General features: G+C 65.6%; 19 protein-coding genes and 1 pseudogene. 11 read left to right on the top strand and 9 right to left on the bottom strand.

The window, feature by feature from the left end; translation table 11 throughout:
- Position 1 precedes the first annotated feature (1 nt).
- The 3 genes from GOSPT_RS14275 to GOSPT_RS14265 are packed head-to-tail and all read right to left on the bottom strand — an operon-like array spanning position 2 to position 3209.
- Positions 2-667: a response regulator gene (locus GOSPT_RS14275; RefSeq protein ID WP_005207042.1), complete on the bottom strand. Its 666-nt coding sequence runs from the start codon at positions 665-667 to the stop codon at positions 2-4.
- Positions 664-1797 (bottom strand): MacS family sensor histidine kinase, encoded by a 1134-nt coding sequence (gene macS, locus GOSPT_RS14270; RefSeq protein ID WP_005207041.1) that lies wholly within the window; start codon positions 1795-1797, stop codon positions 664-666. The genes GOSPT_RS14275 and macS overlap by 4 nt, the downstream gene beginning before the upstream one ends.
- The gene (locus tag GOSPT_RS14265; RefSeq protein WP_141630894.1) at positions 1794-3209 is read right to left on the bottom strand and encodes an AI-2E family transporter; all 1416 of its coding nucleotides are present in this window, start codon (positions 3207-3209) and stop codon (positions 1794-1796) included. Before GOSPT_RS14265 ends, macS begins: the two co-directional genes overlap by 4 nt.
- A 34-nt stretch (positions 3210-3243) precedes the next feature.
- On the opposite strand from GOSPT_RS14265, the gene GOSPT_RS14260 reads away from it, so the two are divergent.
- On the top strand, positions 3244-4377 hold the full coding sequence (locus tag GOSPT_RS14260) for a lysylphosphatidylglycerol synthase transmembrane domain-containing protein (protein WP_039856079.1): 1134 nt from the start codon (positions 3244-3246) through the stop codon (positions 4375-4377).
- A gap of 68 nt (positions 4378-4445) precedes the next feature.
- Complete coding sequence (locus tag GOSPT_RS14255; protein ID WP_039856078.1) at positions 4446-4889, top strand: DUF3054 domain-containing protein; 444 nt, start codon at positions 4446-4448, stop codon at positions 4887-4889.
- Here GOSPT_RS14255 and GOSPT_RS14250 read toward each other — a convergent pair.
- On the bottom strand, positions 4865-6799 hold the full coding sequence (locus GOSPT_RS14250) for an NTF2-like N-terminal transpeptidase domain-containing protein (protein WP_210734984.1): 1935 nt from the start codon (positions 6797-6799) through the stop codon (positions 4865-4867). The two genes, GOSPT_RS14255 and GOSPT_RS14250, sit on opposite strands and share 25 nt — an antisense overlap.
- A gap of 24 nt (positions 6800-6823) precedes the next feature.
- On the opposite strand from GOSPT_RS14250, the gene GOSPT_RS14245 reads away from it, so the two are divergent.
- The 7 genes from GOSPT_RS14245 (at position 6824) to GOSPT_RS14215 (ending at position 15583) form a co-directional block, all read left to right on the top strand.
- Positions 6824-7609, top strand: a complete 786-nt coding sequence (locus tag GOSPT_RS14245) for a pirin family protein (RefSeq protein ID WP_005207036.1) — start codon at positions 6824-6826, stop codon at positions 7607-7609.
- Between the two features lie 32 nt (positions 7610-7641).
- The gene (locus GOSPT_RS14240) at positions 7642-9636 is read left to right on the top strand and encodes a M13 family metallopeptidase (RefSeq protein WP_005207035.1); all 1995 of its coding nucleotides are present in this window, start codon (positions 7642-7644) and stop codon (positions 9634-9636) included.
- On the top strand, positions 9611-10156 hold the full coding sequence (locus GOSPT_RS14235) for a potassium channel family protein (RefSeq protein WP_005207034.1): 546 nt from the start codon (positions 9611-9613) through the stop codon (positions 10154-10156). Before GOSPT_RS14240 ends, GOSPT_RS14235 begins: the two co-directional genes overlap by 26 nt.
- A 75-nt stretch (positions 10157-10231) precedes the next feature.
- A complete protein-coding gene (locus GOSPT_RS14230; protein WP_005207033.1) occupies positions 10232-12388 on the top strand; it encodes an MMPL family transporter in 2157 nt (718 codons plus the stop codon).
- Positions 12389-12481: 93 nt separating this feature from the next.
- Positions 12482-13438 carry a R2-like ligand-binding oxidase gene (locus GOSPT_RS14225; protein WP_005207032.1) on the top strand — a complete coding sequence of 319 codons (957 nt, stop codon included), beginning with the start codon at positions 12482-12484 and terminating at the stop codon, positions 13436-13438.
- A 48-nt stretch (positions 13439-13486) separates the two neighbouring features.
- The gene (locus tag GOSPT_RS14220; protein WP_005207031.1) at positions 13487-14344 is read left to right on the top strand and encodes an alpha/beta fold hydrolase; all 858 of its coding nucleotides are present in this window, start codon (positions 13487-13489) and stop codon (positions 14342-14344) included.
- 522 nt (positions 14345-14866) lie between these two features.
- The gene (locus tag GOSPT_RS14215) at positions 14867-15583 is read left to right on the top strand and encodes a slipin family protein (protein WP_005207030.1); all 717 of its coding nucleotides are present in this window, start codon (positions 14867-14869) and stop codon (positions 15581-15583) included.
- Positions 15584-15608: 25 nt separating this feature from the next.
- Here the strand turns inward: GOSPT_RS14215 and GOSPT_RS14210 are convergent, their stop codons facing one another.
- From GOSPT_RS14210 to GOSPT_RS14200, 3 genes are all read right to left on the bottom strand, one after another.
- Positions 15609-17216: an HNH endonuclease signature motif containing protein gene (locus GOSPT_RS14210; protein ID WP_005207028.1), complete on the bottom strand. Its 1608-nt coding sequence runs from the start codon at positions 17214-17216 to the stop codon at positions 15609-15611.
- Between the two features lie 243 nt (positions 17217-17459).
- On the bottom strand, positions 17460-19631 hold the full coding sequence (locus tag GOSPT_RS14205; RefSeq protein ID WP_005207025.1) for a 3-hydroxyacyl-CoA dehydrogenase NAD-binding domain-containing protein: 2172 nt from the start codon (positions 19629-19631) through the stop codon (positions 17460-17462).
- Positions 19632-19655: 24 nt separating this feature from the next.
- Positions 19656-20867 (bottom strand): acetyl-CoA C-acetyltransferase, encoded by a 1212-nt coding sequence (locus GOSPT_RS14200; protein ID WP_039856095.1) that lies wholly within the window; start codon positions 20865-20867, stop codon positions 19656-19658.
- 126 nt (positions 20868-20993) lie between these two features.
- Between GOSPT_RS14200 and GOSPT_RS14195 the strand changes: the two genes are divergently transcribed.
- Positions 20994-22166 (top strand): TetR/AcrR family transcriptional regulator, encoded by a 1173-nt coding sequence (locus GOSPT_RS14195; protein WP_005207021.1) that lies wholly within the window; start codon positions 20994-20996, stop codon positions 22164-22166.
- A 60-nt stretch (positions 22167-22226) separates the two neighbouring features.
- Positions 22227-23261: an adenylate/guanylate cyclase domain-containing protein gene (locus tag GOSPT_RS24340; protein WP_005207020.1), complete on the top strand. Its 1035-nt coding sequence runs from the start codon at positions 22227-22229 to the stop codon at positions 23259-23261.
- Here the strand turns inward: GOSPT_RS24340 and GOSPT_RS14185 are convergent.
- Together GOSPT_RS14185 and GOSPT_RS14180 are read right to left on the bottom strand one after the other, a co-directional pair.
- Positions 23243-24313 (bottom strand): annotated as a pseudogene (locus tag GOSPT_RS14185) (sulfate/molybdate ABC transporter ATP-binding protein); the annotation flags it as partial. The gene GOSPT_RS24340 and the pseudogene GOSPT_RS14185 sit on opposite strands and share 19 nt — an antisense overlap.
- Positions 24310-25092, bottom strand: a complete 783-nt coding sequence (locus GOSPT_RS14180; protein WP_005207016.1) for an ABC transporter permease — start codon at positions 25090-25092, stop codon at positions 24310-24312. The pseudogene GOSPT_RS14185 and the gene GOSPT_RS14180, both read right to left, overlap by 4 nt.
- Between the last annotated feature and the right edge of the window lie 7 nt (positions 25093-25099).

Here is a 25099-nt window from a genome sequence, read left to right as displayed (position 1 = left end):
CTCACTCGTCGATGCCGTGCTCTATCGCGTATCGCGTGAGTTCGACGCGGTTGCCGAGTTGCAGTTTGCGCAACGTCGACTGCACGTGATTCTCGACGGTCCGGTGACTCAGCGTCAGTTTGCGCGCAATCTGCTTGGCGCTCATACCCTTTGCGACGTAGCGCAGTACCTCGGTTTCGCGCTCGGTGAGCACGGGGGTCTGCGGCGCGCGGTCGGGTTCGGAGGACATACGGCGGAACTCGCCGAGTACGAGACCCGCTAGCCCCGGCGTGAAGACCGCCTGGCCCGCCGCGGTCGCCCGCACCGCCTCGATCAGTTCCTCCTTCGACGCACTCTTCACCAGATATCCACTCGCACCGGCCTTTACGGCGTCGAGTACGTCGTCGCGCTCGTCTGATGCCGACAGGACCAACACTCGCGTCCTCGGCGAGACCTCGAGCACCGACGCGGTCGCCTCCGCCCCGTTGCCGTCGGGCAGCTGCATGTCCATGAGGACGACGTCGGGTTGCACCGCACCGGCACGACGCCCCGCGGCCCCGACAGAATCGGCAGTTGCCACGACCTCGAACCCCTCATCGGAGAGGTCGCGCGCGACGCCATCCCGCCACATCGGATGGTCGTCGACGACCATCACCCGCAGTTGGTCGCCGTCCTGTGTCTCGCTCATCTCTTCTCCCGTGTCACCGGTACCGTCAGTTCCCATTCCGTGCCGATCCCCTCGTCGGAGTCGAGTAGTGCTCTGCCACCGAGGGATTCGATTCTCCCGATAATCGACTGTGCGACGCCGAGCCTGCCCTGACGACGCGCCTCGTCGAGCCGACCCGCGGCGATACCGACACCGTCGTCGCGGACACTCACGACAACGGCGTCGTCGAGGTCTTCGAGGAGCACATACGCACGCGCACCCGGTCCCGCGTGATGCGCGACGTTGTCGAGTGCGTTGATCACCGCCGCACTGATCTCGCGCGCCGTCGTCGCGTCGATCTCCACCGGGTCGGCGGGCGCGCTCACCGCCACAGCCTCTCCCCCGGCCGCGCGCAGCAATGCGGTCAGATCCGCGGTCCCACAGTCAGATTCGGCCCCGACATCGACGTCGGCGATCAGACGACGCAGCGCCACCTCCTGAGTTGCCGCGAGGTCGGCGAGTTGCGCTGTGGGACCACCGATCTCACGGCCGCGCTTGGAGATGAACGACAGCACCTGGAGCACACCGTCGTGCACCTCGCGGGACAGTCGTTCGCGTTCACTTGCGGCCGCTGCCACGCGCGCCGCCGCGGCCAATTCCGCCTGCGCCCGACGGGCATTGACCGCCGCGAGTCCCACCGCGACACCGGCAGCCATCATCACGATGATCGTCGCGTTGCGGCCGAAGTTCAGATCGAGCCAGCCCTTGACGAAAGCGCTTGTGCCGCCGACGACCAGACCCGCGATGAGGCCGACGATCGGCCCGGCGAGTAGTGCCGCCGAGATCACCGAGTTGGTCGCCCACAGCGTCGTCGGCCATGTCTGGTTGTTCAGTGCCCACGACTCACTGGCGACGTACGACGTCGACAACATCAGCGCGCAGGCGATCACCAGCTCAGCGCCGACCCAGTACCAATTACGGCCGAAGCCAACGTAATACGCGATACCGCAGGCAACGGTCCACACGGTGAGGAATCCGAACAACACCCACGTCACGCCCGGGTGCAGCAGGTCGTCGTCGATCGCGATCCGAAACCCGAGCGCGTAGAGGTACGACAACAGTCGCAACACCTGCGCGCCGCGCCAGAGCGGCGTGACCGGATCACTTCTCATGACGACTCGTCGGGGTCCTTCTTGGGCGCGGTGTCGCCGGCCGTTGTGTCGTCCGCCGCAGTGTCATCGCCCGTGCTGTCATCGGTCGCGGCGTCATCGGTCACGTCCACGTCGGCACCATCGCCGTCGAGTCCCCGCTCGACGTCGGCCTCGGCGTCGGCTTTCGAGACCCCGACACCCTCCTCGACCGCCACGCCCGCCGATGCGGCCGCGGCGTCGAGATCTCGGTTGTCCCAATGAGGTTCGTCGGGCTCGGCGTAATGATATGAACCTTCCCCACTCGAGATCGGTAGGTTGCGGTGACCGGCGAGATATCGCACGGCGGTGTTCGCGAAGGCGATGATCGGCACGGCGAAGAGGCCGCCGATGATCCCGGCCCCGACGATGCCCGCGGCGATCGCGAGGATCACCGCGACCGGATGCAGCCGCACCGACCTGCCGAGCAGGAAGGGTTGCAGCACATGACCTTCGAGTTGCATCACGCCGATGAGGAGCGCCAACACGATGACCGCGGTCAGCCAGCCCTGTGTCACCAACGCGATCACGACGGCGAGCGAGCCACTGATGAGCGCGCCCACGATCGGGATGAACGAGAAGAGGAAGACCACCGTCGCCAACGGAAGTGCCAGCGGAACCCGCAGGATCGCCAACCCGACGCCGATACACACGGCATCGACGAACGCGACGATCACGGTCGCACGCACGTACCCCACGAGGGTGCCGAAGCCCGCGACACCCGCGGCTGCGACCCGACCTCGGGTCTTGCGCGGGATCAGACGGCAGCAGAACTCCCAGATCTGACCGCCGCCGTAGAGAAAGAAGATCGTGAGGAACACCGTCAGCAGCGCGCCGGTGACCAGTTCGGTCGCCGTCGTCGCGGTCGCAACGGCACCGCCTGCGAGCTTGGCCTGGTTGTGCTCCATCAGGTTGATGACGTTCGACCCGAGGTTGCGCACCTGTGATTCGTCGACGTCGAGCGGACCGTCGACCAACCACTCTCGCGTGCGATCGATGGTGACCGTGATCTCGGCGGTCAGCGCGGGGAATCCGTGGACGAACGCCCGACCGACGAAGGTCAGCACCGTCGCGACAATTCCCAGCGCGACCAGCAGCATGATGACCACGGCCAGCGACCTCGGCAGTCCCTTGCGGTCGAGCCAATCGACGCCGGGAACGAGGAAGGCCGAGACCAGGATCGCCAACGCAACCGGAACGAACACCTCGTCGAACTCGAGAAACAGACGCCCGAGCACATAGACGGCGAAGACGATCAGCAGGAGTCGCCACACCCACTCGGCTGTGGCACGAACAAACGGGTGCACCTTGGAGCGGTCGAGCTCGGCCAGCGATCTCACAGACACCCCCGCCTCGGAATCTTCGGGATACTCGTCGGGTCGGGCGGCATGGTCCACGGGAGTCACACTAGCTGTCGTTACCCTTAGCCGTATGACGTCGGATACACCGGCGGTCCACGGTACCGTCCCTCGCTCTCGCTTCTGGTGGGTTCGGTGGATCCTGACGGTCGTCGTGGTGGCCATTCTGGCGGTCGAGGTCGTGCTGATCTGGCCGAAACTCGAGGAAGCAGCCCACCGGATCGGCGATCTCGACTGGGTGTGGCTCGTCGCGTGCGTCGTCGCGGCCCTGCTCTCGATGGACAGTTTCGCGCAGGTACAGCGAGCGCTACTGCGGTCGGCGGGTGTCCGTGTCTCCGAGTGGAAGTCACTGTCGGTGGTCCTCGCCGCGAACTCGGTCAGCCAGACGCTGCCGGGCGGTCAGGTACTCGCACCCGCTTTCACCTACCGCGAGACACGCAAGTGGGGCGCCACGCCCGTCGTCGCGTCGTGGCAGGTGGTCATGTCCGGGCTGCTCGCCGGTGTCGGACTCGCAGTGCTCGGATTCGGTGGCGCACTGCTCGCGGGCGCCAAGACCAGCCCGTTCTCGGTGGTCTTCTCTGCGGTTGGGTTCATCGCGGTGGCCGTTGTCCTGCAGTACCTCGCCAGCCATCCGGAGTCGCTGCAGTCCACCGGCGAACGCATCCTCGGCTGGATCAACCAGGTGCGCAGCAAGCCGTCGGATCACGGGGTGTCGCGGCTCTTGGAGACACTCGAACAGTTGCGCGCGGTCCAACTCACCCGTCGCGACACGAGCGTCGCCTTCGCGTGGAGCCTGTTCAACTGGATCGCCGACGTCGCGTGCCTGATGTTCGCGTGCTGGGCGGTCGGAGCTCATCCGAGCGTCTCCGGACTGATGGTCGCCTACGCGGCGGGCAAGGCCGTCGGTACCGCGATTCCGCTGCTCCCCGGCGGGATCGGAGTGGTCGACGCGGTGCTCGTCCCAGCACTGACCAGCGCGGGGATGCCTGCCGCCGACGCACTGACCGCAGTACTCGTCTACCGCCTCATCAGCTATGTGTTGGTCGCAGTGATCGGGTGGATCGTCGTGTTCTTCCTCTTCCGGTCGCGAATCCGTACCGACGACTCCATCGGCGAAGAGATCGATCGCGACGTCGAGTCGGGCGATTTCGACCCGGACGCGGCTCCAGAGCGGAGACAATACGGACCCGAACCGCCCCCTGACTGACATTTCATGTCTGTCGCCCGCCACCCGCAGCACGTCATCGACGATCGGTGGCGCTACCGTTGATACCCATGTCGAAGTCTGACGTGAGCGATCCGACCAGCAGTCGGCACACCACGACGTTCCCGCTGGCCGCGGCAGCGCTGTGCGATCTCGTGGCCGTCGTCGTGTTCGTGCTGATCGGCAGGGCGAACCACCACGACGGCTTCGCGCTGGTCGGAGTGCTGCAGACCCTCTGGCCGTTCCTTGTCGGCGCGGCCGCCGGCTGGTCGATCGCCTACGTCTATTCACATGTCGGGTCGAGCGAGTGGTTCGGCAGCGACTTCCGGCCCGCACGCATCGTTCCGACCGGTCTGACGATCTGGATCTGCACCGTCGCGATCGGCATGGTGCTGCGCTACCTGCTGCACCAGGGCGTCGCGCTGAGCTTCATCATCGTTGCGACCATCGCCCTCGGCCTGTTCATGCTGGGCTGGCGCGCGGTCGTCGCCTACGCGATGCGGAAGTACTTCTGAGCGACCTGTAGCGCAGCCGTCCCCGACTTCTCACCCTCCGTGTAGATCACGATGACCTTGCCGCCCTGAATGCCGATGAACCAGCCGGGACCCTGCGGCCCATTGGTTCCGACCAGCGCTTTCAGGCCGGGCGCGCGAGTGAGGTCACTGGCGTCGCCGGTCTTGGCCGTTGTCGTCATCGCCGCGAGGATCGGCGCGCTCACCGACGTGTCGATCGCCCCGAGCGAACCGCCGTCGACCTTGGTCGTGGCACCCGAGATGACCGCGGGAGCAACAGAACTCTGAGTGCCCGCGTCAGCCCGCGCCATCGACACGCCGAGCGCAGCCATGTTCAGCATGGTCGCCGTTGCCGACTGTGGCCGGTAGTCGATCGTCGCGACACCCGGCTTCGGAGAGGTCGGAGTCGACGCGCCCGGAACCGTGAACGTGACGCCGAGTCCCAGTCGGTCGAGCGCCGTGTCCGACGACTCGTTGTTCGACTTCTGCGAAGACGTGGCCTTGTCGACGGCCGAGAACACGGGATCGAGCGTCGCACCGACCGGATACTGCTGGTCGACGCTGTTGCCACGCTCGGCCGCGTAGTCGTTCTGCGCCAGACCGAGAATCCGACCCGACCCGGCGTCGAGCGCCATGATGGTCGCCGGTTGTCCGACCTCGACTGCCGCATCACCGAGAGTCAACTGCACCTGCTGGTTGATCGACGTCGCGACGTCGGGACCCGGAGGCCCCTGCTCACCCGCGAGCTTGCGCGGCGCGAGACCGGGACCCACCATCTGGACCTGCCATCCGGCGGTCGCATCGACAATCGCCTGCCAGTAGTTGGTCAGTGCGGGTTCCAGCGGCGACGAGAGTCGACGGTCGGCCATCACGAGCATGCCGGTCTTGTTGACCGACACTCCTGGAACCGCGGCCGGATCGCTGGTCATCACGCCCATGTCGGGATCGCGCAGGGTCACCGCGATGATCGGCTTGCCCGGTGCTGCCGCCAGCTTCGCGTTGATGACCTCCGGCGTGATCAACGGCGCGATCGGTGCCAGTGTCCGCGACAGTGCGCGCACCGACGCTCCCAGGTCCTTGGTCTTGGCCGGGTCGAGAACGATCTCGTTGACCGGCGCCAACACCATGAAGGGCTTGCCGGACACGCTGTTGACCGTCGGAGCGGGCCGCGCGTCGGTCCGGACCTCACGAAGGTTGCCGCCGACGGGCATTCCCTGGGCCAGGAGTGCGGGATCCCAGGTGATCTTCCAACCGGAACTCAGGTGTCGGGCAGTGCCCGACGTCGCCGACTCGAACGAGCGGTCCTTGTCCCACCGCCAGGTGGTCTTGAGGTTGAACGACGCCGTGCCGTCGCTGTACTCCTCCGGCTTGTCGACGTCGACGTCAATCGACTGGGGATTCATCGCTGTGACGGTCTGCGTCAGAGCGTCTGCGGCCTGACCGGGAGCCGTCGTAAACGACGCCGCTGCGGTTGCGTCTTTCCTGCTCAATGCCTGCGCGAACTCGCCGACCGCCGCCGCGGCACCGGTGTCGGGACCACTGGAGAGCATGCGCCAGGTGACAAAACCGCCAGCACCGACGAGGACTACGCAGGCAACAAGAGCTACCCACCGCAAGCAATACTTCATAGTCCCATTCTTCACTCTAGTCACACGAGTCACATCACTGACCTGCTTGCGGTCCGAACTCGGACTAGTCACGATCTCGTCTCGGTCCCCGTCAGCCTCTCCGTCGGTCTTACGGTCGGCCTTCCGATCGGAAGCCTCGACCAGGGACTTTGCGGCGGCAGAGTCGATGAGTTTTTCGCCGTCGGAGTCGTCGCCACGCGAAGCGGAGTCGACGAGGAGGTCTGAACCCTCTGCCACGCCGGAGTCGACCTCAGCTGCAGCGCGGTGGCGGCCTGAACTCCGCATCAGACGCGATGCCCATAATGGGTCATGGTCTTCACGGTGTTCCGAGCCGGAGTCCGGGAGGTGACGTCGACCGATTGGTTGACCTCCCGTCACTCGTTCTCATTCGGCGATCACTACGATCCATCAAACACCCATCATGGACTTCTCATTGCATGCAATGAAGAAGTTTTACTACCCGGACATGGATTCGATGCGCACCATCATTCGGATTCCGAAATCGTCACGTGGGTGGTCTCCGGCACGTTGGTGCACACCGATTCCGCGGGTCACACCGGCGTCGTCTATCCCGGTCTCGCCCAGCGCATGAGCGCCGGTTCCGGCATCGACCACACCGAACGCAACGATCCGTGGCCCGACCTGCGCGGATCTGGTTCTGCGCCGGTTCACTACGTCCAGATGTGGGTGGTTCCCGACGAGTACGGAATCACGCCGTCGTACGAGCAGCGCGACATCTCCGCAGCACTCACCGAGGGCGATCTCGTCGCCGTCGCGTCAGGCGACCCCGCTGCCGAAGCCGCGATCACGATCAGCAACCGTGCCGCGACGCTGTTCGCCGCCCGTATCGCGCCGGGCACCTCGGTCAGCATCCCCGACGCCCGATTCACGCACGTCCTCGTCGTCGACGGCCGGGCCGTGCTGTCGGCGTCAGACCAGCCCGATGACACAGACCATCCCGGCGACATCGCACTCACCGCGGGTGACGCTGCGCGCGGCGTCGACACCTCTGGAGCGACGCTGCGCACGGATGCGGGAGACGGGCCGGCCGAGGTTTTGATCTGGGCGATGAACAAAGCGCTCGGAGAGCCCTAACTCAACTGAAGGTCGCGCGGCGGCGTGACAGGATGGACGTCGTGACTGCTTCGAAGACCGATTCCCTTCCTTCCGGCATCGACCTCGAGTGGGTCGACGATGCCGTCCGCGTCCAGGACGACCTGTTCTCCCACGTCAACGGCAAGTGGCTCGATACCCACGAGATCCCCGACGACCGTTCGGTCGACGGAGCGTTCCACGTGTTGCGTGATCGTGCCGAAGAGAACGTCCGCGACATCATCACCGCATGTGCCAAGGCCGATCCGCCGAGCGGCTCCGACGCCCAGAAGATCGGTGATCTCTTCGGGTCGTTCATGGACACCGATCACATCGAGGCACTCGGGATCGGTCCGATCCGCGGTGAGATCGAAGCCATCGAAGCGGTCACGTCGACCGACGAACTCTCCGGCCGCATCGGCCGTCTGCAGCGGCACGGCGTCGGCGGACTCTTCGGTTTCTACGTCGACACCGACGCCAAGCAATCCGATCGATACCTCGTGCACGTGGTGCAGTCGGGCCTCGGACTGCCCGACGAGTCGTACTACCGCGACGACAACCACGCGGAAACCCGTGAGGCATACCGAGATCACGTCTCACGCATGTTCGCGCTCGCAGGCTACGACGACGCGGATGCGCGCGCGACCACGGTCCTCAACCTCGAGACCGCCATCGCGGGCCATCACTGGGACGTGGTTCGACGACGCGACGCCGACCTCACCTACAACCTCTTCTCGCTCGGCGAGTTCGATTCGCTCGCTTCGGGTTTCAACATCCACGAGTGGTTCGGTGGCCTCGGGACCGTCGGAGACGTCACCTTCGCGGAGGTCGTGGTCGGTCAGCCGTCGTTCATCGACGACGTCACCACGCTGTTCGCCGAGTCGCCGATCGAACACTGGAAGACGTGGCTGACCTGGCGACTGCTGCACTCGGCAGCGTCGTACCTGTCGTCAGATTTCGTCGACGAGAACTTCGCTTTCTACGGCCGCACCCTCACGGGCGCCGAGACCATTCGCGACCGCTGGAAGCGCGGCGTCGGATTCGTCGAGGGCGCAATGGGATTCGCCGTCGGCAAGCTCTACGTCGAGGAGCACTTCCCACCCGAGGCCAAGGCCCGGATGGACGAGCTCATCGCCAACCTCGTTGCGGCGTACCGCCAGAACATCTCCGACCTCCCGTGGATGACACCGTCGACCCGCGAGCGCGCGCTGGTCAAGCTCGACAAGTTCACCCCCAAGATCGGGTACCCGGCGCAGTGGCGTGACTACAGCGCCCTGTCCGTCGACCGGGGTGACCTCATCGGAAACTATGCGCGCGCAGCATCATTCGAGAACGAGCGGGAGTTCTCGAAGATCGGCTCCCCCGTCGACCGCGACGAGTGGTTCATGACGCCGCAGACGGTCAACGCCTACTACAACCCCGGCATGAACGAGATCGTCTTTCCCGCAGCGATTCTGCAGCCGCCGTTCTTCGATCCCGACGCCGACGACGCCGCCAACTACGGCGGGATCGGCGCGGTGATCGGCCACGAGATCGGACACGGATTCGACGACCAGGGCGCCAAGTACGACGGCGACGGCAACCTCGTCGACTGGTGGAGCGATGCCGATCGCACCGAATTTTCCAAGCGCACAAAGGCATTGATCGAACAGTACGGCGAGTTCACCCCTGAAGGACTCGACGACAAGTACAAGGTCAACGGCGAGTTCACGATCGGTGAGAACATCGGCGACCTCGGCGGGCTGTCGATCGCACTCGTCGCCTACCGCCTCGCCACCGAGGGCACCGAGCCCCCGGTCATCGACGAATTGACCGGCATCCAGCGTGTGTTCTACAGCTGGGCGCAGATCTGGCGCACCAAGACCCGCGACGCCGAGGCGATTCGTCGACTCTCCATCGATCCCCACTCCCCGCCCGAATTCCGTTGCAACGGTGTCGTTCGCAACATCGACGCCTTCTACGACGCGTTCGACGTCGCCGAGGGCGACGAGTTGTTCCTGCCCGATGTGGACCGTGTCCGCATCTGGTAAGTCCCCGAGTTCCGGCGGCAACTCGGCGATCAGTGGCCCACGCCTCGCGAGCGCACTGCTGCGTCCGGCGCTCGCGGGGTTGGTGCTGCTCGTCGGCTATTTCCTGCTGCCGATCAACCAGGAGAACGACGCCAAGTTCATCGGCCTTGTCGTGGGGGCACTGCTGCTGATCGCGTTCTGCGGCTGGGAGATTCGACATTTCATCCGGTCTCCGTATCCGGTCGCGACAGCCGTCGAGATGATCGCAGCACTCGCAACGTTCTACATCGTCGCCTTCGCCACCACGTACTTCCTGCTCTCCGAGTACGGCACCGACAGCTTCAATCTCCGACTCACGCGGGTCGACGCGCTCTACTTCAGCCTGACGGTGTTCACGACCACCGGCTTCGGCGACATCGCCGCGGCGTCGCAACCAGCGCGCATCGTCGTGTCGATCCAGATGGCGAGCAGCTTCGCCCTGATCGGCCTCGGCATCCGCCTTGTCACGCTGCTCGTCTCGACGAAGCGCTCGTCCGACTGAGCCGTCTCGTCCAGCTGAGCCGCTCGAGTCCCTGACTCAGCCGGGCATTTCGGGCAGCATGCCAAGATAGACGGCATGGCCAGCCCGCGGCGGACCGCGTCGTCGACCTCTCGTCTCCGCTGGCTCATCCCAGCACTCGGCATCCTCGCCTGGATCGTCGTCGGCTCGTTCACCGGACCGTTCGCGGGCAAACTCGCGTCGGTCTCCACCAACGACAACACCGCGTTCCTGCCGGCCTCTGCCGAGTCGACCCGCGTCAACGACGAACTCGCGAAGTTCCAGGACACCAGCTACATCCCCGCGATCGTCGTCGCCGAACGCTCGTCGGGATTCACCGACGCCGACGCGGCGTACCTGACCGACACCATCACACCGCTCGCGGGCACCGAGGGATTCGGCAAAGCATTCTCACCGGCGATCCGCTCCGCCGACGGCAAGGCGGCCGAGCTCATCGTGCCGATCTCGACCGCGGGCGAGCCCGCCGACACCGTCGAGAAGCTCCGCGATCTCCTGGCCAATCCGCCCAACGGACTGAGCGTCTACGTCACCGGCCCAGCCGGCCAGGTCGCCGACCTCGGCGAGGCGTTCGCGGGCATCGACGGCCTCCTGCTGCTGGTGGCGGGCGCGGTGGTGATCGTCATTCTCGTCATCGTCTACCGCAGCCCCATCCTCCCGTTCGTCGTGATCATCTCGGCGGTCTTCGCGCTCGGCCTCGCGTCCGGTGCCGTCTACTTCCTGACAAAGCAGGGCGTGTTCGACCTCAACGGCCAGAGCCAGGGCATCCTGTTCATCCTCGTGTTCGGTGCGGCGACCGACTACGCACTTCTTCTGGTGTCGCGCTTCCGTGAGGAGCTGACACAGACCGCCGACAAGTATCAGGCGATCAAGGTTGCGTGGCGTGCGACGATCGAGCCGGTCGCGGCGTCGGCCGGAACGGTGATCCTCGGCGTGCTGTGCCTGCTGTTCTCCGACCTCAACTCCAACCGCAGCCTCGGCCCGGTCGCGGCGATCGGCATCGTGGCGTCGTTCCTCGCGTCGATGACGTTCCTACCCGCGGTTCTCGCGCTCCTCGGCCGCGCCGCATTCTGGCCCGTCCGACCCCACCTCGCCGAGTCGGGCACCACCACCTCGACGCACCGCTTCTGGCACCGGATCGCCGAGAAGGTCGCGTCCAGACCGCGCGTCATCTGGGCATCCACCCTGATCGTGCTGCTCATCGGAGCCGCATTCGCCCCGATGTTCCGCTCCGACGGCATCGCCCAGACCGACTTCTTCCTCGGCAGCGTCGAGTCCGTCGAGGGCGCCGACGTCCAGGCCCGCCACTTCGACGCCGGCAGCGGCTCACCGACGTGGATCATCGCCGACGCCCCGCAGGCCTCGGCCGTTCTCGACGCTGTGAAGAGCGTCGACGGCGTCGCGCGGGCCGAGGTCTACACCGCGGGCCAGACGCCTGTGGTCCGCGACAACCGCGTGGCCATCGAGGCGACGCTGACCGACAACGCCGCCTCACTCGCCGCGCAGGACACCGTCGTGCGGATTCGCGAACGTGTCCATCCGATCGACGACGCGAACGCTGTCGTCGGCGGTACGACCGCCACCGACCTCGATACCCGCACCACAGCCGAGCACGATCGCAATCTGATCATCCCGATCGTGTTGCTCGTGGTGCTCGCGGTGTTGATCCTGCTGCTACGCAGCATCGTCGCGCCGGTCATCCTGCTCGGCACCACCGTGCTGTCGTTCGCGACGACGCTCGGCGTCGGGGCGTTGCTGTTCAACGGACCGTTCGGTTTCCCCGGCGCAGACCCCGTGGTGCCGCTGTTCGCGTTCGTGTTCCTTGTCGCGTTGGGCATCGACTACAACATCTTCCTGATGACACGCGTGCGCGAGGAATCGAAGACTCACGGCACGCGCCAGGGTGTGATCCGCGGGCTGACCGCGACCGGCGGCGTGATCACCTCGGCGGGTGTCGTGCTCGCCGCGACGTTCGCGTCGCTTGCCGTGATCCCGCTGCTGTTCCTCGCCCAGGTGGCGTTCCTCGTGGCGTTCGGAGTCCTGATCGACACGCTCATCGTGCGGACGTTGCTCGTGCCCGCGCTGTCGATCGACATCGGACGACGGATCTGGTGGCCCAGCAAGCTGTCGCGCCGAACCGGTGAGAGTGAGACCGCCGAGCGCGAGACGACCCCCAGCCAGAACGCACTCGCGAACGGCGACGCAAGTGACGCGTGAGTAACCTGAGAGTTCGCGCAATCCAACCGGTCGAGTTCGATCGCGGCGCTAACGTCAGCGTATGAGTCCCGAACGATCGCTGATCGGCGCGCCATGACTCTCGCCGATCGTCAGCCCATCACTCGTCAGGATTTCGCGTCGCTGCGACGCGGCGGCCTCAACTGGCAATCCCTACCGCTGCGCCTGTTCGTCAAGGGCAACGCACGGTTCTGGGATCCCACGGCCATCGACATGTCGCGCGACGCCGCCGACTGGTACGAGCTCGACGCCGAACAACAGCGCAGCGCAACGTTTCTCGTCGCGCAGTTCGTCGCGGGCGAGGAGGCCGTGACCCAGGACATCCAGCCGTTCATGAAGGCGATGGCCGCCGAAGGGCGGTTCGGCGACGAGATGTATCTGTCGCAGTTCTGCTTCGAAGAGGCCAAGCACACCGAGGTCTTCCGGCTCTGGATGGACTCCATCGGCCTCACCGACGACCTCAACCCCTACGTCGCCGACAACCCCTACTACCGGCAGCTCTTCTACGAAGAACTCCCCGAATCGCTTCACCGCCTCGACAACGATCCGTCGCCGCTCAACCAGATCCGCGCCAGCGTCACCTACAACCACGTCATCGAGGGCTCACTCGCCCTGACGGGCTACTACGCCTGGCAACGGATCTGCACCAGGCGCGGCATCCTGCCCGGCATGCAGCGCATCATCAAGTTCATCGGCGACGACGAGCGTCGCCACATGGCGTGGGGCACCTTCACGTGCCGTCGCCACGTCGCGGCCGACGACAGCCTGTGGGATGCGGTCGGCGTTCGGATGGGCGAACTGATGCCGCTCGCGCTCGGGATGATCGAGTGGGTCAACGCCCAATTCGACGAGCCACCGTTCGGAATCGACAACTCCGAGTTCCTCTCCTACGCCGCCGACCGCGCGCAGCGTCGACTCAGCGCCATCGAATCGGCGCGGGGCCGCCCCGTCGAGGAGATCGACGTCGACGTCTCGCCCGAACTGCTCGAAGAGCGCTTCGGCGAAGAGGACGCGGAATCCCTCGGCGCCTGAGCCGCCCAACTCGTGACAAGAAACTAGAACACGTTCTAGTCTGATCATGTGGATGTCACCTACGACGAGACCAGGCGCGAACTGAGCACCGACAACGGCGTGCTGCGCTATCACGAGGCGGGCGACCCCGACGCGCCGCCGCTGATCCTGCTTCACGGCTCCGGCCCCGGAGTCACGGGTTGGCGCAACTATCGCGGCAACCTCGGGGTCTTCGCGCAGACACACCACTGCTTCGTCCTGGAGTTCCCAGGCTTCGGCGTCAGCGATCCCTGGGAGGGCATGCCCGTTCTCACCGCAGGCAAGTCCGTGCTCGCGTTCATGGACGCGCTCGGGATTGCTGCCGCACCGATGATCGGCAACTCGATGGGTGGCGTCGTCGGCGTCAACCTCGCGATCCGCAAACCCGACCGCGTCCAAAAACTCGTCACCATCGGCGGTGTCGGGCCAAACCTGTTCAGCCCGAGCCCAAGTGAAGGACTGCGGCTACTCCAAGAGTTCGCCGACGACCCCGACCGCGACAAGCTGATCCGCTGGCTCCGCGCGATGGTCTACGACAAGGATCTCGTCACCGAGCAACTCATCTCCGAGCGGTGGGAGGCCGCGATGAATCCCGAAGCGCTCGCCACCGGTCGCGCGATGTACGGCTCGGCGTCGTTCGAGATGCAGCAGCAGTTCCTCGCGACCTCCGACATCCCGCCCTACTGGGCGATGATGCACAAGATCTCCTGCCCCACACTGCTCACCTGGGGCCGCGACGACCGCGTGAGTCCACCCGACATGGCCCTCGCCCCCATGCGTCTCATCCCCGACGCCGAGCTACACATCTTCCCCCGCTGCGGACACTGGGTGATGATCGAGGCCAAAGAGGCATTCGAGTCGACGGTCGCCGCGTTCCTCGCGCGCTGATGCGCCCCACGCTGGTTGAGCCGGCGCGAGCTCGCGAGCACCGAAGTCGAAACCACCCCACCCCCACGCGCTGAGCGCACCCCTCCGCTGGTTGAGCCGGCGCGAGCTTGCGAGCACCGAAGTCGAAACCACCCCACCCCAGCCCCAACTCCGCCCAGTAAAACCCGTTGCCCCCGCCCAACCCGCTCTGGCATCGTTACCTCTCGCACGAGAGAGCAGCCGATCCCGGGGTACCGGCGATCATGTTCTGCGCGTTGGACTCTCGAGCACCATTCACGGAAATGGCAGGGCTCCTAAAGCCCGAGGTTCAACTCCTCACCAGACGCCACCCCCGGGAACTCAAGGTCGACGCCGGTCCTGCGGTCGTCCGACGTCTGACTTCGGTCGGTCCGCGGGCGACCCCATCGACGCGATCTCCCGCGGGCGGTGTCGCCTGCCGAACATTCTGCGCCACAACCGAATACACACCTGACAACTACTTGCACACACGACATGCGCGACAAACGAAGGGAGGTTCGCACCATGTCTGCTTTCACCGAACTCCGCCTGGCGACCAAGCCCGCCAAGCGGTGGTTCCCCAAGATCTCCGTACCGATCGGGTACACGGGACTCGAGTACCGCAATGGCGAACTCTCCCTGCACCTTTCGCCCGGCGAGTATCGCAAGCGCAGGGGTGCCGTGTACACGTTCGTCGACATGCGCGAGCGCGTCATGACCCTCGCTCCGCAGGACATCCTGACGTCCGACTCCGTGTCGCTGCGCGTCACGATGGCCGTCCGCGCAACGGTTGTCGACGCGGTCGCATTCACCGAGCGGGCCAGCGACCCGTGGGCGTCGGTCTACCTCGCCGCGCAGGTGGCGTTGCGTGAAGTCTGCGCAGCCGTGACCGTCGATGAGGTGATCACCCGAGCCGACACCGTCGACACCGGGCCGATCATCGCCGCGACCGCACGTGCCGGCCGGGCGGCGGGCATCGAGGTACTCGACGTATTGGTCAAGGATGTAATCTTGCCCACCGAGATCCGGTCGGCAGCAACCGAATTGGTCACTGCCAAGGCACGTGGACTGGCCAAGCTGGAGACCGCACGCGCAGAAACTGCTGCGCTGCGTTCGTTGGCCAACGCCGGTCGCGTGCTCGACGCCCACCCCGCACTGGCGCGCTTGCGTCTGGTGCAGGATGCGCCGTACGGCACCAAGTTCGTGGTGGCGCTCAGCGACGCCGAGTCCGGCACCGACTGAGGCTGGACGATCCCAGGGAGGCCCGTCAGTAGGGTGGCGGGTTCTCTTCGTTCCACTTCTCTTCGGCGCGTGCGACTTTCGCGCGTCGTTGGGCGTGGATGGTGTCGATGGTTCGGCGCGCGGGGTGATCGGGTGGTTTGGTGGGGATGAGTTTGGGGAACAGATCGAGTCCGCCGAAGGCGTTGCCGACAAAGGTGTGTCCGGTGGGGGACACGAAAATTGCTGTCTGCAGGTCGAGTTGGTAGTCACGCCATCGACCAAACGTTTTGGTGCGGTGATGAAACCGGCACAGTGGTTTGAGGTTTTCTCGCACGGTCAACCCACCGCTGGACGGGTTGTGGTGGTCAAACGGGGTGCTGTGGTCGACGTCGGCCTGCCACACCGGGTTGGTGCACCCGGGGAACGTGCAGCACAGTTCACCCGAGCGGACCAGCGCGAGGAGCTTCTTGCTGGGCACATAGCGCAGTGCTGCGCGTGCAGCCGCGGCGTGGTCGGGGTGGCGCGGATCCAGAGCGCCGACGCCGGTGTCGAGGTAGTCGAATGTTGCGTCGGCGGCCAACTCGCGGACGGTGTCGGCGTCGATGACCCCGACACCATCGAGGTAGCCGGGCTGATCGTCCTTACCGTCAAGGGTCGATTGATTCGCCACCACATGAATCATCGCGCGCGGACCCACCGGCATCGGCATAGGCGTCGCGGTGGGTTCGGTGGTGTCGACGTCACTGGCGTCGGGGCTGGTGCAGGTGTCGCACCGGCAGGCGAGGTTGGTGTCGCCGTTGGCAAATGCGGTCAGTGCGTCGGCTCGGCGCTGTGCGTGGGTGCGGGGGTCGGCGTCGTGGACGCTGTTGGCGAGTTGGGTGAGGCGTTGGTCGATCAATACGCCGGAGGCGGCGGGCACAGTGCCGCTCAGTCGGGATTGGCCGGGAGTCCACCGGTCGGGGCGGACCTGGACGTTGCGGTCGGCGTCGATGCGGGCACGACGTCGTTTGACGGCTTCGGCATCGACTTGGGCGACAACAGAATCGACGAGCGCAGCAAATCGTGTCGTTGACAGATGATCACGTGCTGAGAGGGCGGCGGTGAGGCGGGCGTCGACCTCGTCGATGGTGTCGGAGCCGCACAGGCTGGTGCGGGCGACAGCGATGTGGAACCGCTGCAGGTCGATACGCCCGCAGGCCAGGAGTGAGGAGGTGTAGGGGAGTCGGTAGCGCAGGGCGTGGGCGTCGATGATCAACTCGCGTGCCCGACCCGGCGGTAGCGACAACACGGCGCCGACGTCGGCGATGGTGCGTTCCACACCATTGGGGCCGTACTGTGCGCGGGGGTCGTCACCGGTCTGTCCACGAGCAGCGAACTCGCGCACCGCTTCTGGTGAGTCTGCTCGGCCGTCGGTCAGTTCGCCGATCTCGACGCCGTAGTCTTCTTCGTGCTCCTCGTGGATGAGACTGATCGCCGTCAACAGGCGGAACTGTGCAGAGGCAATGGTGGAGGCGCAGTGCGCGATCACCTCGACCAGATCGGTTTTCGACAGAGATTCGTCCTCGGCGACGCGCGCGAGCACCGGCGGCTGCGACGCGGGCACGCCTGTGGCGTCGGCCGCGCCGGCCGGGTCGGAGAAGGTTTCCAAGGACATACATCGAACATACAGACGAGGTCTGACAATTCTCGCCGCTGATCTGCGGCGGATTCTGAAGCCTACTTCCCTCAGCCGACTGATCTCTCATCCCGCCGACCGTGCGCCCCATCCCGCCGACTGTGCGCTCCATCCGTCCGACTGGGTAGAGAACACAAAAGGTGGGGGAGGAAAGTTCCTCCCCCACCTCGTGTGGGTCACTTCAGACTCAGCCAGATCAGAGACCCGGCCAGATCAGAGAACTCAGTACTTCTCGCCCTTGGCGGCCTTCTCGACGAGCGAGGCAGGCGGCTCGAAGTGCGAGCCGTACTTCTTGGCCAGGTCGCGCGAGCGGTCGACGAAGCCCTGCAGTCCACCCTCGTACTGGTTGATGTACTGGATCACGCCACCGGTCCACGCGGGGAAGCCGATGCCGAAGATCGAGCCGATGTTGGCGTCGGCGACGGAGTCGAGGACACCCTCGTCGAAGCACTTGACGGTCTCGAGGGCCTCGGCGAAGAGCATGCGCTCCTGCATGTCCTCGAACGGGATCTCGGTGCTGCCCGACTTGAAGTGGTCGCGCAGACCCGGCCACAGCCGGACACGCTTGCCGTTCTCGTCGTACTCGTAGAAGCCCGCGCCTTCCTTCTTGCCCGGACGACCTTCGTCGACCAGGTAGTCGATGACCTCGAAGGAGCCGTGCTGCGGCAGTTCCTTGCCCTCGGCCTTCGCGCCGTCCTCGCTGGACTTGCGGATCTTCTGCATCAGGACGAGGTTGAGCTCGTCGGACAGCTGCAGCGGTGCTGCCGGGTAGCCGGCCTGCGTGCCCGCATGCTCGATGAACGCAGGCTCGATGCCCTCACCGACGGCGGCGATGGCCTCGTTGATGAACGTACCGATGACGCGGCTGGTGAAGAACCCACGGCTGTCGTGAACGACGATCGGGGTCTTGCGGATCTGCAGCGTGTAGTCGATCACCTTGGCCAGCACCGCATCCGAGGTCTTCTCACCGCGGATGATCTCGACCAGCGGCATCTTGTCGACCGGCGAGAAGAAGTGGATTCCGATGAAGTCCTCGGAGCGCTTCACGCCCTCGGCGAGGATCGTGATCGGCAGTGTCGAGGTGTTCGAACCGAGCACGGCGTCGGGTTCGACGACATCCTCGATCTCCTGGAACACCTTGTTCTTCACCTCGACCGACTCGAAAGCGGCCTCGATGACAAGGTCGACGCCCTTGAAGTCGGCGGCATCGCCGGTCGGGTGAATCCGACCGAGCAGCGCGTCGCTCTTCTCCTGGGTGGTCTTGCCGCGGGAGAGTGCCTTCTCCTCGAGCTTGACCGCGTAGCCCTTGCCCTTCTCCGCGTTCTCCAGCGACACATCCTTGAGAACGACGTCGATGCCTGCCTTGGCCGACACGTAAGCGATTGCGGCGCCCATCATTCCGGCACCGATCACGCCGACCTTCTTGGCCTGCCACTTCGGGTAGCCCTCGGGACGCGAGCCACCGTTGTTGATGGTCTGCAGGTCGAAGAAGAACGCCTTGATCATGTTCTGCGCGACCTGGCCGGTGACCAGCGAGACAAAGTAGCGGGTCTCGACGAGGTCGGCGGTGTCGACGTCGACGTAGGCACCTTCGATGGCAGCGGCCAGGATGGCGCGCGGCGCAGGCATGTTCGCGCCCTTGATCTGCTTGCGAAGCAGAGCGGGGAATGCGGGAAGGTTGGCCGCGACCGACGGGTTGGTCGGAGCACCACCCGGAATCTTGTAGCCCTTCTTGTCCCACGGCTGCTGTGCCTCGGGGTTCTCCTTGATCCACGCCTTCGCAGCGGGCAGGAGCTCCTCAACCGATCCGACGACCTCGTCGACCAGACCGGTCTCCTTGGCCTTGGTGGCGTTGAAACGCGGACCCTGCAGCAGCACGCCCATCAGCGCGTTCTGCATGCCGAGCAGGCGGACGGTACGCACGACGCCGCCGCCACCGGGCAGCAGGCCGAGGGTGACCTCGGGCAGGCCGACGACGGCACCCTTCACGTCGGCGATGACGCGGTAGTGGGTGTGCAGCGCGAGTTCGAGGCCACCGCCGAGGGCGGCACCGTTGATGGCTGCCACAACGGGCTTGCCCAGCTTCTCCAGGCGACGCAGCACGGTCTTCATGCCGTTGGTGCGCTCGGTGATCGACGCGGCGATCTCTTCCTTGGACTGCGTCCGCTCTGCGGTCATGTCCTTGAGGTCGCCACCCGCGAAGAAGGTCTTCTTCGCCGAGGTGATGACGACACCGGTGATGTCGTCCTTCTCGGCCTCGAGACGGTCGACGGTCGCGGCGATCGAGGCGATGAACGTGTCGTTCATCGTGTTGGCGCCCTGCGCCTTGTCGTCCATGGTGAGGACGACAACGCCGTCGGCGTCCTTCTCCCAGCCAATCATGTTGTCACTCATTGCTTTTGAAAGTCCTTCTGTAGGTCAGAGACGCTCGATGACGGTCGCGACGCCCATGCCGCCGCCGATACACAGGGTGATCAGGCCGTAGCGGCCGCCGGTGCGCTCGAGCTCGTCGAGGCAGGTGCCGAAGATCATCGCGCCGGTTGCGCCCAGCGGGTGACCCATTGCGATGGCGCCACCGTTGCGGTTGACCTTCTCGTGCGGGATGTTCAGGTCCTTCATCCACTTCAAGACGACCGCGGCGAACGCCTCGTTCAGCTCGAAGACGTCGATGTCGTCGACGGTCAGTCCGGCCTTCTTCAGCGCCAGCTCGGTGGCCGGGGTGGGACCGGTGAGCATGATGGTGGGCTCGGAACCGATCTCCGCGAAGGAGACGACGCGACCGCGCGGGGTGAGTCCGTTGCGCTTGCCTGCCTCTTCGCTACCGATGAGGACCAGCGACGCACCGTCGACGATGCCGGAGCTGTTGCCACCGGTGTGAACGTGGTCGATCTTCTCGACGCTGTGGTACTTCTGCAGCGCGACGTCGTCGAAGCCTGCCATCTCGGCGAGCGCGGCGAACGCGGGCTTGAGCTTGCCGAGCGACTCGACGGTAGAACCCGGACGACGATGCTCGTCGTGATCGAGCACGATCACGCCATTGATGTCACGAACCGGGACCACCGACTTGGCGAAGTATCCACCGTTCCAAGCGTTTTCGGCCCGCTCCTGCGACTCTGCTGCGAAGGCGTCGACGTCTTCGCGGCTGAATCCCTCGATCGTCGCGATGAGGTCGGCACCGATGCCCTGCGGCACGATGTAGTTGTCGTACGCGGTGGTCGGGTCCATGAAGAGTGCGCCGCCGTCGCTGCCCATCGGGACACGCGACATCGACTCGACGCCACCGGCGAGCACGAGGTCGTCGAAGCCGGACGCGACCTTGGCCGCTGCGAGGTTGGTGGCCTCGAGGCCCGACGCGCAGAAGCGGTCGATCTGGGTGCCGGGGACTGTCTCGGGCAGGCCGCTGTTGAGAGCTGCGGTACGCGAGATGACGCCGCCCTGCTCGCCGACCGGCGAGACGACGCCGAGGATGACGTCGTTGATGTCGGCGGGGTCGAGGCTGCCGTGACGTGCGAGAACCTCGTTGATGAGGCCGGACGCGAGGTCGACGGGCTTGATGCTGTGCAGCGACCCACCGCGCTGCTTGCCACGCGGCGTACGGATCGCCTCGTAGATAAATGCTTGATCAGGCACGAATGTTCCTTTCACATGAACCAGCGATGGTTACCTTACGAGGCTAACGCGGGATCACTTCTTTGGCTATAGCAGGTGGTCAACTAGTCGCGGAAGCGGACAGATCTGAGCTAAGGTCGATTAACAATGTCTACTCAGAAGCCACGCCGCTCACGGCCTGCCGACCGCAAACGGCAGCTGGTCGACCATGCCGCGGCACTGTTCCTCGATCGTGGCTACCCGCATGTCTCGGTCGCCGACATCGCCCGCGCCTCGGGCGTGACCGCGCCGTCGGTCTACCGACACTTCGACGACAAGCAGGCGTTGTTGTCCGCGGCCGTGCTCGCGGGCATCGACGACCTCGAGGCATGCACCGACCGCACCCTCGGCGACGGTCAACGACCCCTGAGTGAACTGATCAACGCACTCTGCGACCTCGGCGTGCACCACCCCGAATCGGTGTCGCTGTGGCGGTGGACGAGCAACTATCTGTCCGAGGACCAGAACAAGCAGATGGTCCTGCGCACCCAGCAGGTCCTGGCGCGCTGGGCGACCGCGATCGTCAGTGAGTGTCCCGGCCTGTCCGACCGAGAGGCCCGCTCACTGGGGTGGGCGGCACTGAGCGTCGCGGGCAGCCTCGCGGTACACAACTCGCGGATGTCGGCGGCCCGTGCGCGCGCCGAACTCGTCGTACTCACCGAACGCCTGCTCGACCTGCGCCCCGCGACCGCACCCGACCTACCTCCCGAGCCCACCATCGCCGGCCTCTCGTCGTCGCGGCGTGACGAGATCCTCGACGCCGCGGCCGCGCTCTTCGCCGATCACGGATACGCCGACGTGGGGGTCGACGACATCGGCGCCGCCGTCGGAATCACCGGACCCAGTGTCTACAAACACTTTTCGTCGAAGCTCGCCATCCTGCTCGGCATTGGCCAGCGCAGCGCCATGCGGCTGGAGACGGGAGTCATGGCCGCGCAGTCGACCACCGCCGACCCCGCGAAGCTCCTCGGGCTCCTCGTCGACTCCTACGTCACCGTTATCACCTCGACGCCCGACCTCTCCGTGGCGTTCAACAGCTCGGCGGTCTTCGCCGGGCAGGAGGCCGCGGCGGAGCTACTCGACGTCCAGCGACGCTACGTCCGACGCTGGATCGACCTCCTCGGCCAGATCCAACCCGACGTCCGGCCCGATCAGCGCGCGGTGGCGGTGCACGCCGCCCTGTCGATCGTCAACGACGCCGTGCGTATGCGCCGCGGCACCACCCGACCCGACTTCGCAGCCGAGATGCCCTACCTGATGAAGGGCGTCCTGGGACTATGAGGTCGGCGAACCGCTACCGTTGACCTATGCACAGGGAGCACGGCATGGGCGGGGGCGTCTGTGAGTAACCAGGAACGTTCGGGACTGAGCGCTCCCGAGCCGCGATACACGCGCGATGAACTCGTGGAAGAGCTGGGACTCTCTCCCGAGTATGCCGAAAAGATCTGGAACGCTTTCGGTTTCGCGCGACAGTCGACACCTGACAAGATCTTCACAGCGGAAGAGGTGAAGGCACTCGGACTCTTTGCCGACTCCGAGCACACCATGCCAGAGGTGGCGCAGGTCGCCACCGCACGCGCGATCGGGCAGACAATGTCACGCCTCGCCGAGTGGCAGGCCGACCAGTTGACCGAACTCGAACGCAATCCCGACGTTCCGTGGACCCGTGATCAGATGGCGAACGCATTGGGCGTGATGCAGCAGTTGATCTGGCGCAGGCACCTCGACATGTCCATGACGCGCGACGAATCCCGCGAATCCGACGAGCGGATCGAGCTCGTCGTCGGGTTCGCCGACATCGTCGGCTACACCAGCCTGTCTCGACGTACCCCTCTCGACGAGCTCGAGCATCTACTCGAGACGTTCGAGGACCGCACCTTCGACGTCGTGGCCCGGTACCGCGGCCACGTGGTCAAAACCCTCGGCGACGGCGTCATGTTCACGTTCAGCTCGTCGAATGCCGCCGCGCAGGCAGCACTCGCAATACACGAACTCAGCGATGACAAGCCCATCCCGGCACTGCGCGTCGGACTTGCGCGCGGACAGATTCTCTCCCGACTCGGCGACGTCTTCGGCGAGCCCGTGAACATAGCTGCGCGCCTGTGTGGTTCAGCGCGGCCGGGCAGCACGCTGGTCAGCGAACCTATGGCCGACGACATCGCCGACGAAAACCGCTTCTACCTGCGGTCGATCTCCCCGCTGTCGGTCCGCGGCTACCGGCGCCTACGCGCAAAAGTGTTGGAAGCCAACAAGTATTACGAATCGGACGCCAAGTCAGGAGGCGAGCCCAAGTCGGGAGACGAGCCCAAGTCCCGAGCTGAGTCGACATCCGATGGGTCGACGGCCGCCGAGTCCGCCGACGACGTCGCCTCGTAGACGCGCACCTCGTTAGCCTTGATGACCAGGTAGACCCCGCGGCCGGCGTCGAGCTCGAGATCTCCGACGGCTCCCCACGTCACCTCCGCCGAGACCACCTGCCCGTCGACGTCGCACCGCACGATCGCGTGATCGCCCTGGGGCATCACCTCCGAGACCGTTCCGCTCAAGACCGTGCGTGGACTGCCCTGCGGCGCATCGAGATACAGCGCAACGGCACGCGGCGAGAAGGTCGCCACCGCCCCGGCGCCCGGTCTGCTCACGTCTGCCGACACGCCCGTCACCCTGCCGCCGCCCGCAACCCCTACTACCGTCGCGGGTGGCTCGAAGGTCCCGACGAACATGTTGAGCCCCGTGAGCGCGGCGGTGAACGCTGTTTCCGGACGCCGCAACACCTCTCGCGTGGGACCGCGCCCAACGACCCGTCCGCGTTCGATGATCACGACGTCGTCGGCGAGTGCGACAGCGTCGACGAGGTCGTGTGTGACGAGCACCGTGCAGCCCTTCCGCTCGGTGATCAGCGACCGCAACAGCGTGCGCATCTGTTGTGCCACATCCACATCGAGCGCAGCGAACGGTTCGTCGAGGAGCAGGACGTCTGGCTCGGTCGCGAGGGCGCGTGCGATCGCGACACGCTGCGCCTGTCCCCCCGACAGCTGTTTCGGGGAACGGTCGGCGAACTCGGCAACACCGACCGCGGCGAGCCATCGTTCGGTACGGGCTGCCACCTCTTTGCGCGACAAACCCGCGGACTCCGGCCCGAATGCGACGTTGCGCGCAACGCTCATGTGGGGGAACAGACGTGGCTGCTGAGCAAGCAGCACCACCGACCGGCGATGCGGTGGCACAAAGGATTTCCCGTCCTGCAGACTGCGGCCGTCGTAGTCGACCGTCGAGTCGTCGGTGCGTCGTAGTCCGGCCAGCACGGCGAGGGTGGTGCTCTTACCCGACCCGTTGGGTCCGAGTATCGCGCAGGTCTTCCCATCTGCGACGTCGAGGTCGATCTCGAGAAATGGCGTCGCACAACGGATCGACGCCCGCAGGCCGCTCACGCACCCACCGCCGGGGACCGTCGTAGATGCACGGCGACGACGACGAACAGCGCAACAACCATCAGCACCAGAGACAGCGGGAGGGCCTCGATCGGATCGTTGATCGAGTCGAGGTAGATCTTCAGCGGTGCCGTCTGCGTGGTTCCCGGCAGGTTACCCGCGAACGTGATGGTTGCGCCGAACTCGCCGAGCGCCCGCGCAAAGGCTAGTACCGCACCGGCTGTGAGTGCTGGAAAGACCAGCGGCAGTGTGACTTTCCACAGAGTCCTCGTCGGACTCGCGCCCAGCGTCGCGGCGATCTGCTCGTAGTCCGCTCCGGCCGACCGCAACGCGCCCTCGACGCTCAGCACCAGGAACGGCATGGCGACGAACGTCTGCGCGACAACCACACCGGCCGTCGTGAACGCCAACTGGATTCCTGCGCGGTCCAGATACTGACCGACCAGCCCGTAGCGGCCCAGTGCGTACAGCAGCGCGATGCCACCGACCACCGGCGGTAACACCAAGGGCAACAACACCACTGCGCGCAGCACGCGGACAGCGATTCCCTGAAACCGAGCGAAGACAAAGGCGATCGGCACGCCGAGGATGACGCATAGCAGTGTGCTCACCACCGCGGTCAGCACACCGAGCCGCAGAGCGTCGAGAGATGCCTGCGAGGTGATGGAACCCCAGAAGTCTCCCCACGGCATTCGGACGATGATCGCGAGCGGACCGATCAGGATGAAACAGATTCCGATGACGGCGGGGACATACACCCACAGCGGAATCTGACGCATGACTTAC

This window comes from Gordonia sputi NBRC 100414 (genome assembly GCF_000248055.1).
GTDB classification, from domain to species: Bacteria; Actinomycetota; Actinomycetes; order Mycobacteriales; family Mycobacteriaceae; genus Gordonia; species Gordonia sputi.
This window is presented reverse-complemented; position numbering and strand designations above follow the sequence as displayed.

Bases quoted from the DNA above. Each gene is read 5' to 3' on its own strand.
- GOSPT_RS14205 (WP_005207025.1), bottom strand. From the start codon at position 19,631: ATGAGTGACAACATGATTGGCTGGGAGAAGGACGCCGACGGCGTTGTC.
- GOSPT_RS14275 (WP_005207042.1), bottom strand. From the start codon at position 667: ATGAGCGAGACACAGGACGGCGACCAACTGCGGGTGATGGTCGTCGAC.
- GOSPT_RS14245 (WP_005207036.1), top strand. From the start codon at position 6,824: ATGGTCTTCACGGTGTTCCGAGCCGGAGTCCGGGAGGTGACGTCGACC.
- GOSPT_RS14240 (WP_005207035.1), top strand. From the start codon at position 7,642: ATGGACGTCGTGACTGCTTCGAAGACCGATTCCCTTCCTTCCGGCATC.
- macS (WP_005207041.1), bottom strand. From the start codon at position 1,797: ATGAGAAGTGATCCGGTCACGCCGCTCTGGCGCGGCGCGCAGGTGTTG.
- GOSPT_RS14260 (WP_039856079.1), top strand. From the start codon at position 3,244: ATGACGTCGGATACACCGGCGGTCCACGGTACCGTCCCTCGCTCTCGC.
- GOSPT_RS14195 (WP_005207021.1), top strand. From the start codon at position 20,994: ATGTCTACTCAGAAGCCACGCCGCTCACGGCCTGCCGACCGCAAACGG.
- GOSPT_RS14255 (WP_039856078.1), top strand. From the start codon at position 4,446: ATGTCGAAGTCTGACGTGAGCGATCCGACCAGCAGTCGGCACACCACG.
- GOSPT_RS14215 (WP_005207030.1), top strand. From the start codon at position 14,867: ATGTCTGCTTTCACCGAACTCCGCCTGGCGACCAAGCCCGCCAAGCGG.
- GOSPT_RS14230 (WP_005207033.1), top strand. From the start codon at position 10,232: ATGGCCAGCCCGCGGCGGACCGCGTCGTCGACCTCTCGTCTCCGCTGG.
- GOSPT_RS14180 (WP_005207016.1), bottom strand. From the start codon at position 25,092: ATGCGTCAGATTCCGCTGTGGGTGTATGTCCCCGCCGTCATCGGAATC.
- GOSPT_RS14210 (WP_005207028.1), bottom strand. From the start codon at position 17,216: ATGTCCTTGGAAACCTTCTCCGACCCGGCCGGCGCGGCCGACGCCACA.
- GOSPT_RS14225 (WP_005207032.1), top strand. From the start codon at position 12,482: ATGACTCTCGCCGATCGTCAGCCCATCACTCGTCAGGATTTCGCGTCG.
- GOSPT_RS14250 (WP_210734984.1), bottom strand. From the start codon at position 6,799: ATGCGGAGTTCAGGCCGCCACCGCGCTGCAGCTGAGGTCGACTCCGGC.
- GOSPT_RS14235 (WP_005207034.1), top strand. From the start codon at position 9,611: ATGTGGACCGTGTCCGCATCTGGTAAGTCCCCGAGTTCCGGCGGCAAC.